Source organism: Tissierella creatinophila DSM 6911, from assembly GCF_001940565.1.
In the GTDB taxonomy this organism is placed as follows: domain Bacteria; phylum Bacillota; class Clostridia; order Tissierellales; family Tissierellaceae; genus Tissierella_A; species Tissierella_A creatinophila.
Map to the genome: position 1 here is coordinate 100,473 of NZ_LTDM01000011.1, position 13,725 is coordinate 114,197.

Sequence of the window (13,725 nt, forward strand, 5' to 3'; positions counted from 1 at the left end):
AAAGGGCACAAAGTGCCCTATAAAAAACAAAGTATTTTTATCTATAGACCCTTAGTTTTATTTATAGACAGGATGGTTACGAACTGTCTTATTTAGTTATAGTTTATCTTAATATAGTATAATGTTTAATGAGTAGTATGTCAAATATCTTTATAGTCGATTACTTAAATCCTTTAAAGATCTTCTGCGTAGTATGAACTTCTTACTAATGGTGCTGACGCTACTCTTTTAAATCCCATATCTATTGCAATTTCCTTATATTCATCAAATTGTTCTGGTGTAATATATTCGACTACTGGTAGATGTAATGTGCTGGGTTGTAAATATTGTCCTAGTGTTAACATATCGCAATCTACTTCCCTTAGCCTTTTAAGAACTTCTATTACCTGATCTTTAGTTTCTCCAAGTCCTAGCATAACACCAGATTTAGTTTTAATCTTTGGTTTTGCTTGTTTCACATAATTTAGTACTTCTATTGATCTATCAAATATTGCCATAGGCCTAACTTTATCATATAGTTCTGGAACTGTTTCTACATTATGGTTTAAAATATTTGGTTCTGCATCTATAATGATATCTAGAAGTTTTTTATCCCCTTGCATATCTGGAATCAAAAGTTCTATACTTACATTTGGAGATGTTTTTCTTATCTCTTCTACAACTCTTTTAAATTGATTGGCACCTTGATCTTCCAAATCATCTCTAGTAACTGATGTAATGACTGCATGCTTTAAATTTAACTTCGATACTGCCTTTGCAACATTTTCAGGCTCTATTTCACTTACTTCATCTGGCTTTTGGCGAGTTACATTACAAAAAGTACAATTTCTAGTACAGTTTCTTCCAAGTATCATAAATGTAGCAGTACCTCTTTCAAAGCACTCCATACGATTTGGGCAACTTGCTTCATCACATACTGTATTTAAAGAAAGATCTGATATCATAGAATTTACCTTCTTTGTAGCAGCTCCTCCTTGCATCTTTGTTCTTATCCATTCTGGTTTTCTTAAATACATTAATTTCACCCCCCAAGTTTTGTTAAATTTCTAATAAATCTCCAACTAACTCTTTAACTGTAAGTCCTTTAATATATTTATCTATTTCTATTTTATTTAAGCAATTCTCTAATTCATCCTTATTATGTTTTACACCAATTAAAGCTGACTCTAGTTCCTTTATATTTCTCTCACCAAAGAAATCACCATATATTGAAATATCTGTTATTATACTTTCTTCTACATTTAGATTGTATTCTATTAGACCACTAGGGTATTTGACTGAGTTTTCATAAGTGTATACAGGGCATTTACCATAGTTCCACTCCCAAGTTTCAAATCGTTCTTTAGATATCTTTTCTATTTCCTCTATATCATTTTCATTAAACTCAATAACACGTTCTATATTATGTGCATCTATTATATAGTTCTTTAAATACTCTCTAAACTCTTCTAAAGTCATAGCTTCCCTTAAATGAGGAAGAATGTTTGTAACCCTTCCCCCTACAGATTTTATACCTTTATCTTTAAATTTTAAAGCCTTGCTTTTAAGCGCTGATGATAGTCTAGTCATATCACAATCAAATAGAAGTGTTCCATGATGAAGCAGCTTGTCCTTTTGAAAATATTGAGCATTACCAGAAAACTTTTTACCATCTATCGTTATATCATTTCTACCTGTAAATATAGCATTTACTCCTAGTGACTGAAGAGCATTTATAACTGGTAGTGCAAACTTCTCAAATCCATTTTTCACTTGACGGTTTTCTTCATTTCTATATGTTATAAAAGAAAAGTTCATATTTCCCAAATCATTATAGACAGCTCCACCACCTGATAATCTTCTTACTATATCTATCTTATTATCAGTTATATAGTCATAGTTTATCTCAGATAATGTATTTTGATTTCTTCCTATTAAGATTGAGGGCTTGTTAACCCAAAGCATAAAAATTTCATCGTCAAATTTATTCATTAAGTATTCCTCTGCTGCATGGTTAAAAAAGCAACTATTGCTGTTATTTATTACATAAATCATATCTCGTCCTCCAGTTTTAATAAGATTTTGTTTGGTTTTTAAATGCTTCCTAGTATTATTTATGAATATAATTATAACAGATATTAAGATAATATTGTTAGAAAATTGAAAATTATTTTCAATTTCCTGTATTATAAAAAATGAATATAGTATATATATTTAAATTGAAATTTTTTCCTAGTATTAAAATCCCATTAAGTAACAAAATAACTTTATACCTAAAATAGGAGTGATTCATATGGCAAAAAATTCAGACCCAAATGCTAGAAAAGCTCTTGATGAGATGAAGCTTGAAATAGCAAAAGATTTAAGTATAGAATTAACTAATGCAGGTATGGTTGGGGGTCTTATGACAAAGAGACTCGTTGAAATGGGTAAAAAACATCTTACGGAAAAAGATAATCAAGATACATTTAATCCAAGTTAATATAGTCAAAAAAGAGACTTTAGCCACTTTAAAAGCTAAAGTCTCTTTTTTAAAACCTTTTTATATTGTTCACTTAGATATACTTGTCAACTACTCCCATTATTATTTTTCAAACCTTATTAACACTGTTTTAAATGACGCTATTGCAATTGCTAAAGAAAAGACTACGATATCTATCCATATAAAAAGTTTAAATAATAAACTTAAAATAGCATATAAAAAAATAAAAACTGTCATCTTTAAAAATATATCTAGATGTGCTTTTGCATACTGTTTTCTCTTCTCACTAGTTGATGCTTTTGCTTCATTAAAAGTTGGACCACCATTAATCCAGTATACATATTCACCTTTATATATTATGAACATCAATATATCTAAAGTAAAAATAGTCATAATTAGTGAAAAAATCACTTGAGATTTTTCAGATAAATATATAAGTCCCCAAGGTGCTGTTATTACAATAGGGAACAAAAAAATCCAAGCAATAAATGGTTTATAAGTTTTATTATTGATTCTGAACACCTTCTTTAATTTTATTTATTATTTCAGATATTCTATTATTTAGATGGTGAACCCTCTCCCCCTAAGCAATAAATTTGCTATAGAAGGGGATTGTGTTAATGAAATCTTGTTCAATTTATAAAGAATATTTATTAATCATTTTAAACTTCTATTAATATATATGTTTAATGCCTTTACTGCTTTAAAAGATAGAGTGATTAGTGAAATATAAAGCATAATTTCTAATATAGTTTTAATAAATCCTAAACTAATACTTAAATAACCAAAACCTCCTATAAAACCTCCCATATCTTGCATCATAATAACTACCTCCTTTTTAAATTTCATACCCATGAATCAATTTATATTATCAAGTAAATTAGATTATATTTCTTTATTTAAATATATATTCACACTATATCTACATTTTCTATCTTCTATTCTTACCTTGGTTATATAGTAAACCAATTCCCTTATAGAACATTATATCATTTATTTCTATTTTTTTAGGAAATAAACACAAAATACTCAGTCCATATTATCCATGGATTTGGAAAAAAATTAAAGGGTATATAATGAAAAAATAAAAAGGAGAATGACAATGAAGCTTTATTCGGGCAATACGTATTGGGATAAAACCTTAAAACTTAGCAAAAATTTTCTTTCTTTGAATAAGAATATTTCTACTGAAGTTCTTATTGTAGGTGGTGGAATGTCTGGAAACATATGTGCAAATATCTTAGCTATACACGGCCATAAGGTGACTGTAATAGAAAAAAATACACTTGCTATGGGCAGTAGTGTAAGTAATACAGGACTTTTGCAATATTCTAGTGATATTATGTTATGGGAGCTAGAAGAAAAAATAGGACGAGAAAAAGCTGTTCTTTTTTATAAAATGTGCTTAGATGCCATGGAAAGTCTTACAGATCTAAATAGGCGTTTAGAAATGGAAACAGATTTTATACAAAGGTCTAGCATATATTATGCTTCTAATGAAAAAGATGTAGAAAAAATAGAAAAAGAGTTTGCTTATTTAAGTAAATATAATTTTCCTGTAGAATTTATCGATGAAAAAACTCTCAAAAAAGAATATCATATGGATAAACCTTGTGCTCTTCGTACATGGAAAGATGCAGAAGTAAATCCCTATAAATTTATAGAAGCTATTATATATCAAAACATCCAACTTGGCGTAGAATACTTTGAAGAAACAGCTATAGATTTAGACAATATAGAGAGTTCAAGGGCTTATACTAAAGATCATTTTTCTATAGATTTTCAAAGTATAGTCTTGGCTACGGGATATACAAAAATCTATGATGTCATAAAATATAAAGCAAAGATAAATAGAAGTTATGCTTTTTCTGGAAAAGTTAATAAAACTCCTCCTTGGAAAGACTCTGCGATGATATGGGAGACAAAAATGCCTTACCTCTATTTTAGAACTGCTAAAGACAATCGAATAATTGCGGGAGGGCTAGATCAAAAAATCTCTCATGTTGAAGAAGATGAGAGTATTATTTATGAAAAAACAGAAGAAATAAAAAAAGAAATAGAAAACTTCTTTCCCTACTTAAATATTCAAATTGATTATAGATGGAATGCTCTATTTGGAATCTCAAAGGATAGTATGCCTTTTATTGGAAGAGATCCCCAAAATTCAAATAAGTATTATCTCCTTGGATATGAAGGAAATGGAACGTGCTATTCTATGGCAGGTGCTAAAATTATAAACGACTTAATACAAGGAAAAGCCAATCCCTATTCCGAAATCCTAAGAGTAGATAGAAGGTAACACAATAACTGTATAACCAAATATACAGAATGTGCATAATTAAATATATCTTTATGTATATTTTGTATCATCGGACAACCCTGTCTACTTTCCTAGATAAGTAAATTCACCCTGAACATCAGGATCAGACAGGGTGGTCTGTCATTTTTTTGTTTTAATCTTCAATAATTGCAATAGCCCTAACTGGTGATCCGTCTCCTGATTTAATCTTTAGTGGTAATCCATAAAACATAAAAGTTTTCCCTCTTGGGATCAATTCTAAATTGATTAGTCCTGTATAGGTTATAATCTCTCTATCTAATAGCATCCTCTCCAAATCTTCTGTTATATTTCCACCTACAAATCCTGGATTTGAGTCCATTATTTTTTCTAGATGCTCTGCCCCTACTTCTTCTATAAAAAATAATCCTATTTCACTTGGCAACGCTTCGGATAATTCTACAACTTGTGCATGACCAAAAAATCTTTCAATAGATATTTCATCTAATGAAGCCTTTCCTTTATGCATATGGGAATAAGCGTCAACATGGGTTCCTGTATGGGAGCCCATATTCAAATTTCTTAATTCCCATGTGTCTTTTTCATAGGAATGAACTAACTCAATCTTTACTTGTGGATCACCTAAGAAGACGTCCATATCAGTATATAAACTCATAGACAAATCAATAACTTTCATTATTATGACCTCTTTCTAAATTTCTTAAGGTATTCTCCTACAGATCTATCCATTTCTAAAGAAAAGTCAGACATATATTTCCTTTTACATAGAGCTTTTATATCCTCAGCTACATTTTTATTAATAGTGCTTGTTTTTTCATTTCTGATTTTATGCATCTCATCATGTTGTGCTTTAGTTAGTCTATGGTATTTATTTTCATATACGATATACTCTCTTTCAAAGCGAATAGGTTTTTTCCTCTCCCTTTGCTGTTTTGTTGGATAGCCATATACTAGCATTGATACAGGTATTACAAATTCAGGCAGATTTAAAAGTTCACTTACAACTTCACAGTTTTCTAAGATATCTCCAATATAGCACGATCCTAGTCCTAAAGATTCTGCTGCTACTACTGTATTTTGTGCAGCTATTAAAGCATCTGATGATGCTAGTAAAATATCTCCTTCACCAGGTTTTCTTGGATTACAACCATTTAAGTTAAAACAATCATACCATCTTTGATAATCTGCTAAAAATATTAATACAATGGGAGCCGTTGCTATAAATGGTTGATTATCACAAGTTATGGAAAGTTTAGCTTTTAATTCTTTATCAGTTATATCTAAAATACTATACAACATCATACCTCCTGCAGTTGGTGCTTGAAATGCTGAGTTTAGAATTTCATCTTTTAAATGAGTTTCTATTTCTCTATCTTCAAATACCCTCACAGACTTTCTTTCTTTAATTTGTTTTATTACTTCATTCATCTTTACCCCTCCTTCAAATTATTCTATTTACTTATAAATATATTATAACACGCATTTATCTATCATAAAATAACAGAGTATTTTTTTATCCATATACTCTTGCATCTTATCTTAATTTCAGTTCTCAATAAATAAAATTAAGTTGACAGTTAAATTAAAACCATTTATAATTGTATTGTAAACCCATTTTATAAATTCGGTTAACAATAGGAGGCGTCAATATGAAAATTTCTACAAAAGATATGGCATTAGTTGCTGTATTCACTGCTCTTACTGGCATTGGTGCATTTATTAGTTTCCCAATTGGTCCTGTACCTATTACTTTACAATCTTTATTTGTCATTTTATCTGGTATTGTTATTGGTCCTAAACTTGGTGCTTTATCTCAGATAATCTATATCTCTCTAGGACTTATTGGTATTCCTATATTTGCTGGTCTTACTGGAGGAGTACAGACAATTATGAAACCAAGTTTTGGATTTATAATTGGATTTGTATTTGCAGCTTTTATAGTAGGAAAGATTGTAAATTCAGAAAGAAAAGTATCTAGTAAAAGAATCTTTATAGCCGCTTTAGTTGGCACCATAACTATTTATTTATTTGGATTGCCTTATATGTATTATATGTTAAACATCATTATGGGAAAAGAATTTTCATTTATACAAATATTCAATATGGGCTGTTTGCTTTTCTTGCCAGGTGATTTTGCGAAATTTATTATAGTTTCGATTGTTGGCACAAAACTTTTAAAGACGTTAAATATATCTAAACTATCTTTAAATTAATTTAATTAATAGGGTCAATTTGACCCTATTAAAATGATTTAAATATAACCATTTACACCTCTAACTGAAACTTCTCCTGCAAATATACTTTCAGTCTTTCCATCATCAAATTCTACTATTAACTCGCCTCTGTCATTTATATCTAATGCTTTTCCTATTCTTTCTTCCCTACCTCGTATTACCCTAACTTCCCTACCTATTGAAACAGAGTTTTCTCTACATATCTCTATAGCCTTTGAAACATTTCCATCATCCTTAAAAGCAATATATAGCTTTTCAAATTCATTTAATATATTGGCTAATAGAAGCTTTCTGTCTATTTCTTTTTTCTGCTCTATTTTAATCGATGTAGCTTTTTCTTTTAATTCATCTGGTATATCTACTTCATCTAAATTTACATTTATACCTATCCCCATAATAAGATGGTTGATCATATTTAATTCAGCACTCATTTCAGTAAGAATACCACATACTTTTTTCTCAGATATCAGTATATCATTTGGCCATTTTATCTCTGAAACTATATTCATCTTCTTTAGTCCCTTAAATACAGAAGCTGCACCTAAAAGTGTTATTGCACCTACTTTAACTGGTTCTACATCAGGTTTTAAAATTATACTCATCCAAATACCTTTACCTTTAGGCGATACCCAGTTTCTACCCAGCCTACCTTTTCCATCTGCCTGCTCTTCTGATATTACAATTGTTCCCTCATCTTCTAGAGAAGCTATTCTCTTTGCTTCTTTATTGGTAGAATCCATCGTATCATAATAATATATATTTCTCCCTATAAATTCTGTACTAAGATTGTTTTCTATTTCTTGGAGTGTTAATATATCAGGTGATGAGATAATCCTATATCCTTTTCTAGGTATTGATTCTATAATATATCCTTCTTCTTTTAGCATATTTATATATTTCCATATACCGCTACGAGTCATATTGAACTCCTGGGATATCTTTTCTCCTGAAACAAAATCATCACTATTTTTTAGTCGCTTTAAAATTTTATTTTTCACTTTTCTCTTTACCTACTTCCATACATTTTCTTTAAAAGTTTATATTATTTATTTTATCCAATAGTTTTTATGGTCTATTACATATTGTCTGAAACTAATAGGTTCCCTTCCTATTATCTTTTCTAAATCATAATTTATATCTTTAGCTATTCCAAGCTTTGTCGTAAGGTATAAAATAGACATAACATTTGCGAACTCTTTAGGAGTTCCTCTTTTTATCCTTTCTTTTCTAAATTTTAAAAGACTTGGGTTTTTATATTCTATCTTTCTTTCAAGCATTTCTGACATTGTTTTTGCTATCTCATAATAATCAATTGCTCTTTTACCAGTAAGAGTTATTGCTGTGTTTCTATACTTCTCATCTATTAAAGATATAGCTGCTGCTCTAGCTATGTCTCTTGTATCAATAAAGCTTGTCTTTGATTTTCCTGCTGGTATATATAACTCATCCCTATCTCTTATCTCTTCTCTATGATTTGTATTTAAGTTCTGCATAAAAAAGCTTGGTCTTAAAAACACATAAGGTATACCTAAAACTTTTATCATACTTTCAATCTTTCTATGAGGAACTATCGGGTTTTTTTCAACTCCAAGCAAAGATACAAATACGATTTTTTCTACACCTTTTTCTTTAGCAGCCTCTAAAAAGGGAAGCATGTCCTTGTTAGGATGTTCAAGCTCAGGTGGTCTAACTAAAAATATACCCTTAATTCCTTCTAATGCATCTTCAAAAGTTTTATCATCTAAAAAGTCAAATTTTACTAATTCTATATTTTCTTTATCCGTAAATTTTTCCTTAGCCTTTTTTACATCGTGAACTGCTAATTTTACATGTTTTTCTAAGCTAAGCAATTCTTCTACTACATACATACCAATATTTCCAGTTGCACCTGTTATTAAGTATTTGTCCATTTTATTACCTCATGTTTTCTATTATTTTTTTTGTTATCTTTTTAAACATATCTATTTCATCTTTGGTCAAACCCTCTATAGCGTCATTTACTACTGAATCATTTATCTTTTCTAAAATTGGTAGTTTAGCTTTGGATTTATCTGTAAGTTTTAATATGAAAGATCTTTTATCATTGGGATTAGATAGTTTTTTTACATAGTCTTTATCTACTAACCTATTTATTATTCCAGATATCGTTGGTTTATCCATATCTAATCTTTCTGATATTTCCACTGCTGTTACGCCTACTTCTTGTCCATATTTAAAAGAATTCATTTCAATATCTTTTATTGTTGCAAATTGCGATAGAGTTATATCTTCTTTTTCAAGTTCCCGATTTAATCTATTTCTTAAAAGTTTTGAACAATAATTTAATATAAAACCAATATTCATCATATCACCTTATTATCTTATTTTAATATAGTTAGTACACTAACTATATTACCATTATTCTTTAAAAAATACAATACAAAAGAAGCTAGAAATTTTACTTTCTAGCTTCTTTTGTATTAATCTTTTTTCTTCTTATTCATAAATTTACTAAACCATAGGTTTTCATTTTTGTTTATTATTTTGTGAAAACCCTCTGTCTCAATACTACGCCTTTTACATATCTCTTTTATAATTTCTTCCATATCACAAGATACCCTAGCTGCGGTTCCACAGCTTGTACTTATTTGACGGGGCATTGGCATAAGTTTTACTTCTATACCTTCTTCTTTTATCATTTTCTCAAATGCTAAGGCATGATTTACTGTTTGAAAACTAAATACACAATAAAATTCTTCCATATCTACCACCTTACTTAGAAAGATTTATTTCAAAATCCTCATTAGTTTCATCTACATCTACTTTATAACCTCTGCTATTAGCAAATCTAGATATATTTTCTACAGCCACATTTGTGTCAACTATTATCTTTAACTTTTTATCGCCGCTATCAATAGCATTCATAGTCATAATTACAGGCTCAGGACAAGATCTGCCTCTAGCATCTATTTCTTTAAGCATTTACCTTCGCCTCCTTTAACCCAACTTTTTGTTTAGCTTTTGAAGTTTCAGCTACTACTCCATAAGCTAATATAGATATAAATATTATACCTACTATAACTGCTATCTTTCCATTTGGTGGTACTCCAGCAGGAGATGCAGCTAGTCCAAAGTTGTGCGAAAAAGCAGCTCCCATAATAAGACCAAATACCGTAACACCAGCATCTACATCCCCTTGGCTCGCAAGAACTGTTTGTCTAATAGGACAACCTCCAAGTAGTACTGAACAAAGTCCTACTAAAACCATTCCTAAAAAGTTCCATAAGTGTTCAGTGTGAGCTATTGGTTGATCAGCAAATCCCAAATTAAATGTATCCAAATTTAAAACAAGATTTCCTACCAATCCAAATGCAAAGATTCCTATAAGTCCCCATAGAAAAAATGTATCTTTAATAAGTATTATATCTCTAAATCCACCTGCTGTACAAACTCTGCTTCTTTGAAGAGATATACCTACCACTGCTCCAAGAGCAAGAGAAATTGCTATAGGCGCTCCCATAGAACCTGGCCCTTCTTTACTAAACAAAATAAATGCAGGTTTTATAACTAAAAACACAAGCAATACAACCCCTATTATAGGATATATAAAACCAGCAACTTTAGGCTGCTTTATACTTTTTCCAAGAGTGTATCCTCTTTTAAGAAATCTTGTTCCTATAAATATTCCGCCTATATATCCACCAAGTCCAACCAATGCATTTAAATCTCCATTTGCAAGTCTTAAAACCATTCTTAGTGGACAACCTAAAAATACTAAGGCGCCTATCATTAAAAAGAAACCCATTACAAACCTTAAAATTGGAGAAGATCCTCCCCTTACTTTAAAATCTCCAGTTAAATAAGATATAAAAAATGCACCAAATATGATTCCAATAATTTCTGGTCTTATATATTGGACAACTTCTGCCCTATGTAAGCCCATAGCTCCTGCAATATCTCTCCAAAAGCATGCAATACAGATACCCATGTTTCCAGGGTTTCCCAGTTTCATAAGTATAGCCCCAACTAAACCTATAATGCCTCCATACAAAAACATTTTCCCTTTACCTTTCACTTTATCTCATCTCCTTTAAATATAATTACAGTCTACAATGCCATTATACTTAAAGAGGAATGGATTTGTCAAGTGCATTAAAGTGTTAAAGTATGAAAGTATTTATTTGTATATTAGCATTATATATTTATTGATATCAATACATGAAGTATAATACTATGCTTTAAAGTATAACATTTAATTCTATAAACTCAAGAAGAAAGGTAATATTTAATATCGTGCTCTATCTCTTTCATTATAATAAGTCTATATAGTTTTTCTCTTTATATCAGTCTTTATAGTTACAAAGTAATTTAAAGAATAGAGTGCAACTACACTTGCTAAGATAACTACGATCTCAAATATTCCAAATCTGGTTGCTATAGTATTTCCTATAGATAATAAGATCTTATCAAAAGTTTTTATATTAAATGTTGATATTATTATATTAATTCCTATTATAACTACCCATAGTTTATATCCAAATTTATAATTTAAGCTTGCCAATAAATTGAAAACACATGTGAAAGTTAAGAATAAAATAAACAAAGTAAAAATTATAAATAACACATTATCTGTTTTAAGATTAAAATTTATAAAATCATATAGAGGTTCTTTACCAACAAGTTTCACAATACTTGGGTCTATTTTTAGTAAAACGCCCTGTATACTTGCAAATATAAATGATATCACTATATTATCTATTAAGAAAGATAAAAAGTAATCTTTTCTAGTCATGCTAAAAGAAAGTGATAGTGGAAAGCTTTCATAGTTTCTCTCATAATTATATACTAATAAAGCTACGAATATTATCATAAGGTTTACTCCAACTATTGAGAGAGAATCAATTCCTTCTGTATTTCCCAAACTAAATCCTATATTAAAGTTTATAGAATTATTGACAGAGCTTAAATCATTTAATATATAGAAAAATATATCAACTACTATAACTGTACTCCAAAATCCTAGTATAAACTTTTTTGATTCTATAAATTGATACTTTATTGATTTTTTTATAGCTTCCATCTATATTATCCCCTCTACGCTTTCTTTTTCAGTTAATAAGACAAATAACTTCTGAAGCGGTATTGCACTTATTTCTATACCTTTTTCTTTTAAATTATCTTTTTCTTCTTTAGTTAAACAATCAAATACACCTACTATAGTTATAGTGCCAAATTCTTCTTTGCTAATTATATTTTTCCCCTTTATAATGGGCTCTATTTTTTCTAATTTCCCACTTAAAAAGTATGCTTTTCCCATTAAACTTTCTACTTCTTCTTTTAAATAAACTTTTTGATTCTTTAATATGATTACCTCTTCAAATAGGTGGGTGACTTCATCTATTAAATGAGTTGATATAATAACAGTTCTAGGATTTTTTTCTACATCTTGCAGGAGTAAATTATAAAACTTATATCTATAAGATGCGTCAAGTCCCAAGGAGGGCTCATCAAATAATGTTAATGGCGCTCTTGATGCTAAACCAATTATTAATCCTACTATGGTTTTATTCCCTCTTGATAGTTTACTATAGTTCTTCTTTATATTTAAATCGAATTCTTTGATTAAAAACTTCATATATTCTTCGTCCCAGTTTTTATATAAAGTTTTAGCTGCTTTGAGTATCTTTTTGACCTTTATATCTTCTATTCCAAATCCACTTTCTCTAACTATAGCTATGTTTTCTAGTACTTTAGAATTTTCATGTATATTTTCTCCATTTAAAAGTGCTTCTCCACTATTAGCTCTTATCACATTAGACATTATATTTAATAGAGTAGTCTTACCTACACCATTTCTGCCTAATAGTCCATATATCTTATTTTCTTCTAATTTTAAATTTATATTTGAAAGAACCTTTGTAGATCCATACGCTTTATTTAAATTTTTTATTTCAATCATTTTGTCCCTCCTCAATTCTTTTTATATATCCTATTATTTTTTCTCTATCTATTTCAAGCCTTTCAGCTTCTTTAATTATCTCTGGCAGCCTTTCTTTGAAAAACTTATCTTGTCTTTTTTTTAATATCTTTTTTCTTCCATTTGGAGTTACAAACATTCCAATTCCTCTTTTTTTATATAGAATCCCTTCATCTACAAGTATATTTAAACCCTTTCTTGCTGTAGAAGGATTTATATTGTAGACCTTTGCAAATTCATTTGTAGAAGGAGCTTGTTCTTCTTCCATTAAGTTTCCTGACAATATATCGTTTTCTATTATTTCTGCAATCTGTATATATATTGATTTATCCGAATCTAAGTTAAGCAAATTTTCACCTCCGTTAAAATAAAGAAAACTTACATCAGATTGGGTTTTATAATCCACCTGATACATACTATCACTTATCTACAATCCATAAAATCATCTACTCCAATACAAAAGGAAAAGATTATTGTAATTATAGATTATAGGATACAATTTCTAATCTATTTGGTTGTGTGGTTAGTTGGTTATGTAACTAAGTATATATGTATATTTGATTTTTGTCAATGAGAAAATAAAAGAAAAATTTCTATATTTCGCTATCTATTTCCTAAAACTATTATAGAGTGGACAACTCGGTTCACTCGGAGAAGATATACTTGATTTATGATTTACATTGGATATCCAAGGCAGATATAGTTGTCTTTCCCTAAGATCTCTTTAATTTGAAGTGTATAACATTTACTTATACGGTTAAAATATTATATAACA

At 29.3% G+C, this 13,725-nt stretch carries 18 protein-coding genes; 3 read left to right on the forward strand and 15 right to left on the reverse strand.

The features are described from left to right. Nucleotides 1–173 precede the first annotated feature (173 nt). Nucleotides 174–1,016 carry a lipoyl synthase gene (lipA, locus tag TICRE_RS04185; RefSeq protein ID WP_075725449.1) on the reverse strand — a complete coding sequence of 281 codons (843 nt, stop codon included), beginning with the start codon at nucleotides 1,014–1,016 and terminating at the stop codon, nucleotides 174–176. Between the two features lie 22 nt (nucleotides 1,017–1,038). Next, complete coding sequence (locus TICRE_RS04190) at nucleotides 1,039–2,034, reverse strand: lipoate--protein ligase (protein WP_075725451.1); 996 nt, start codon at nucleotides 2,032–2,034, stop codon at nucleotides 1,039–1,041. A 238-nt stretch (nucleotides 2,035–2,272) separates the two neighbouring features. Here TICRE_RS04190 and TICRE_RS04195 point away from each other — a divergent pair, with 238 nt between their 5' ends. Further along, entirely contained in the window at nucleotides 2,273–2,461 is a 189-nt protein-coding gene (locus tag TICRE_RS04195) for an alpha/beta-type small acid-soluble spore protein (RefSeq protein ID WP_075725453.1), read from the forward strand. Nucleotides 2,462–2,563: 102 nt separating this feature from the next. Here the strand turns inward: TICRE_RS04195 and TICRE_RS04200 are convergent, their stop codons facing one another. Further along, entirely contained in the window at nucleotides 2,564–2,932 is a 369-nt protein-coding gene (locus tag TICRE_RS04200; protein WP_075725455.1) for a hypothetical protein, read from the reverse strand. 186 nt (nucleotides 2,933–3,118) lie between these two features. Further along, nucleotides 3,119–3,283, reverse strand: a complete 165-nt coding sequence (locus tag TICRE_RS13390) for a hypothetical protein (protein ID WP_198927477.1) — start codon at nucleotides 3,281–3,283, stop codon at nucleotides 3,119–3,121. A gap of 346 nt (nucleotides 3,284–3,629) precedes the next feature. On the opposite strand from TICRE_RS13390, the gene TICRE_RS04205 reads away from it, so the two are divergent. Next, nucleotides 3,630–4,760 (forward strand): NAD(P)/FAD-dependent oxidoreductase, encoded by a 1,131-nt coding sequence (locus tag TICRE_RS04205; protein ID WP_158016423.1) that lies wholly within the window; start codon nucleotides 3,630–3,632, stop codon nucleotides 4,758–4,760. Nucleotides 4,761–4,914: 154 nt separating this feature from the next. Here TICRE_RS04205 and TICRE_RS04210 read toward each other — a convergent pair whose 3' ends face one another. Continuing rightward, entirely contained in the window at nucleotides 4,915–5,436 is a 522-nt protein-coding gene (locus tag TICRE_RS04210; RefSeq protein WP_075725459.1) for a cyclase family protein, read from the reverse strand. A 2-nt stretch (nucleotides 5,437–5,438) separates the two neighbouring features. Next, nucleotides 5,439–6,188: a nitroreductase family protein gene (locus TICRE_RS04215; protein WP_075725461.1), complete on the reverse strand. Its 750-nt coding sequence runs from the start codon at nucleotides 6,186–6,188 to the stop codon at nucleotides 5,439–5,441. Nucleotides 6,189–6,409: 221 nt separating this feature from the next. Between TICRE_RS04215 and TICRE_RS04220 the strand changes: the two genes are divergently transcribed. Continuing rightward, nucleotides 6,410–6,973: a biotin transporter BioY gene (locus tag TICRE_RS04220; RefSeq protein WP_075725463.1), complete on the forward strand. Its 564-nt coding sequence runs from the start codon at nucleotides 6,410–6,412 to the stop codon at nucleotides 6,971–6,973. Between the two features lie 38 nt (nucleotides 6,974–7,011). On the opposite strand, the gene TICRE_RS04225 is transcribed toward TICRE_RS04220, so the two are convergent. From TICRE_RS04225 to TICRE_RS04265, 9 genes are all read right to left on the reverse strand, one after another. Then, nucleotides 7,012–7,992: a biotin--[acetyl-CoA-carboxylase] ligase gene (locus tag TICRE_RS04225; protein WP_075725465.1), complete on the reverse strand. Its 981-nt coding sequence runs from the start codon at nucleotides 7,990–7,992 to the stop codon at nucleotides 7,012–7,014. Between the two features lie 48 nt (nucleotides 7,993–8,040). After that, nucleotides 8,041–8,904: an SDR family oxidoreductase gene (locus tag TICRE_RS04230; protein WP_075725467.1), complete on the reverse strand. Its 864-nt coding sequence runs from the start codon at nucleotides 8,902–8,904 to the stop codon at nucleotides 8,041–8,043. 4 nt (nucleotides 8,905–8,908) lie between these two features. Then, on the reverse strand, nucleotides 8,909–9,340 hold the full coding sequence (locus TICRE_RS04235) for a MarR family winged helix-turn-helix transcriptional regulator (protein WP_084191817.1): 432 nt from the start codon (nucleotides 9,338–9,340) through the stop codon (nucleotides 8,909–8,911). A 113-nt stretch (nucleotides 9,341–9,453) separates the two neighbouring features. Next, nucleotides 9,454–9,735 (reverse strand): DUF3343 domain-containing protein, encoded by a 282-nt coding sequence (locus TICRE_RS04240; RefSeq protein WP_075725471.1) that lies wholly within the window; start codon nucleotides 9,733–9,735, stop codon nucleotides 9,454–9,456. A gap of 10 nt (nucleotides 9,736–9,745) precedes the next feature. Then, nucleotides 9,746–9,955, reverse strand: a complete 210-nt coding sequence (locus tag TICRE_RS04245) for a sulfurtransferase TusA family protein (protein WP_075725473.1) — start codon at nucleotides 9,953–9,955, stop codon at nucleotides 9,746–9,748. Next, nucleotides 9,948–11,048 carry a YedE family putative selenium transporter gene (gene yedE, locus TICRE_RS04250; protein ID WP_233120144.1) on the reverse strand — a complete coding sequence of 367 codons (1,101 nt, stop codon included), beginning with the start codon at nucleotides 11,046–11,048 and terminating at the stop codon, nucleotides 9,948–9,950. Before yedE ends, TICRE_RS04245 begins: the two co-directional genes overlap by 8 nt. Before the next feature lie 246 nt (nucleotides 11,049–11,294). Continuing rightward, nucleotides 11,295–12,053, reverse strand: a complete 759-nt coding sequence (locus TICRE_RS04255) for a hypothetical protein (protein WP_075725474.1) — start codon at nucleotides 12,051–12,053, stop codon at nucleotides 11,295–11,297. Further along, on the reverse strand, nucleotides 12,054–12,932 hold the full coding sequence (locus TICRE_RS04260) for an ATP-binding cassette domain-containing protein (protein ID WP_075725476.1): 879 nt from the start codon (nucleotides 12,930–12,932) through the stop codon (nucleotides 12,054–12,056). Continuing rightward, nucleotides 12,925–13,299 (reverse strand): GntR family transcriptional regulator, encoded by a 375-nt coding sequence (locus TICRE_RS04265; RefSeq protein ID WP_075725478.1) that lies wholly within the window; start codon nucleotides 13,297–13,299, stop codon nucleotides 12,925–12,927. The genes TICRE_RS04260 and TICRE_RS04265 overlap by 8 nt, the downstream gene beginning before the upstream one ends. Between the last annotated feature and the right edge of the window lie 426 nt (nucleotides 13,300–13,725).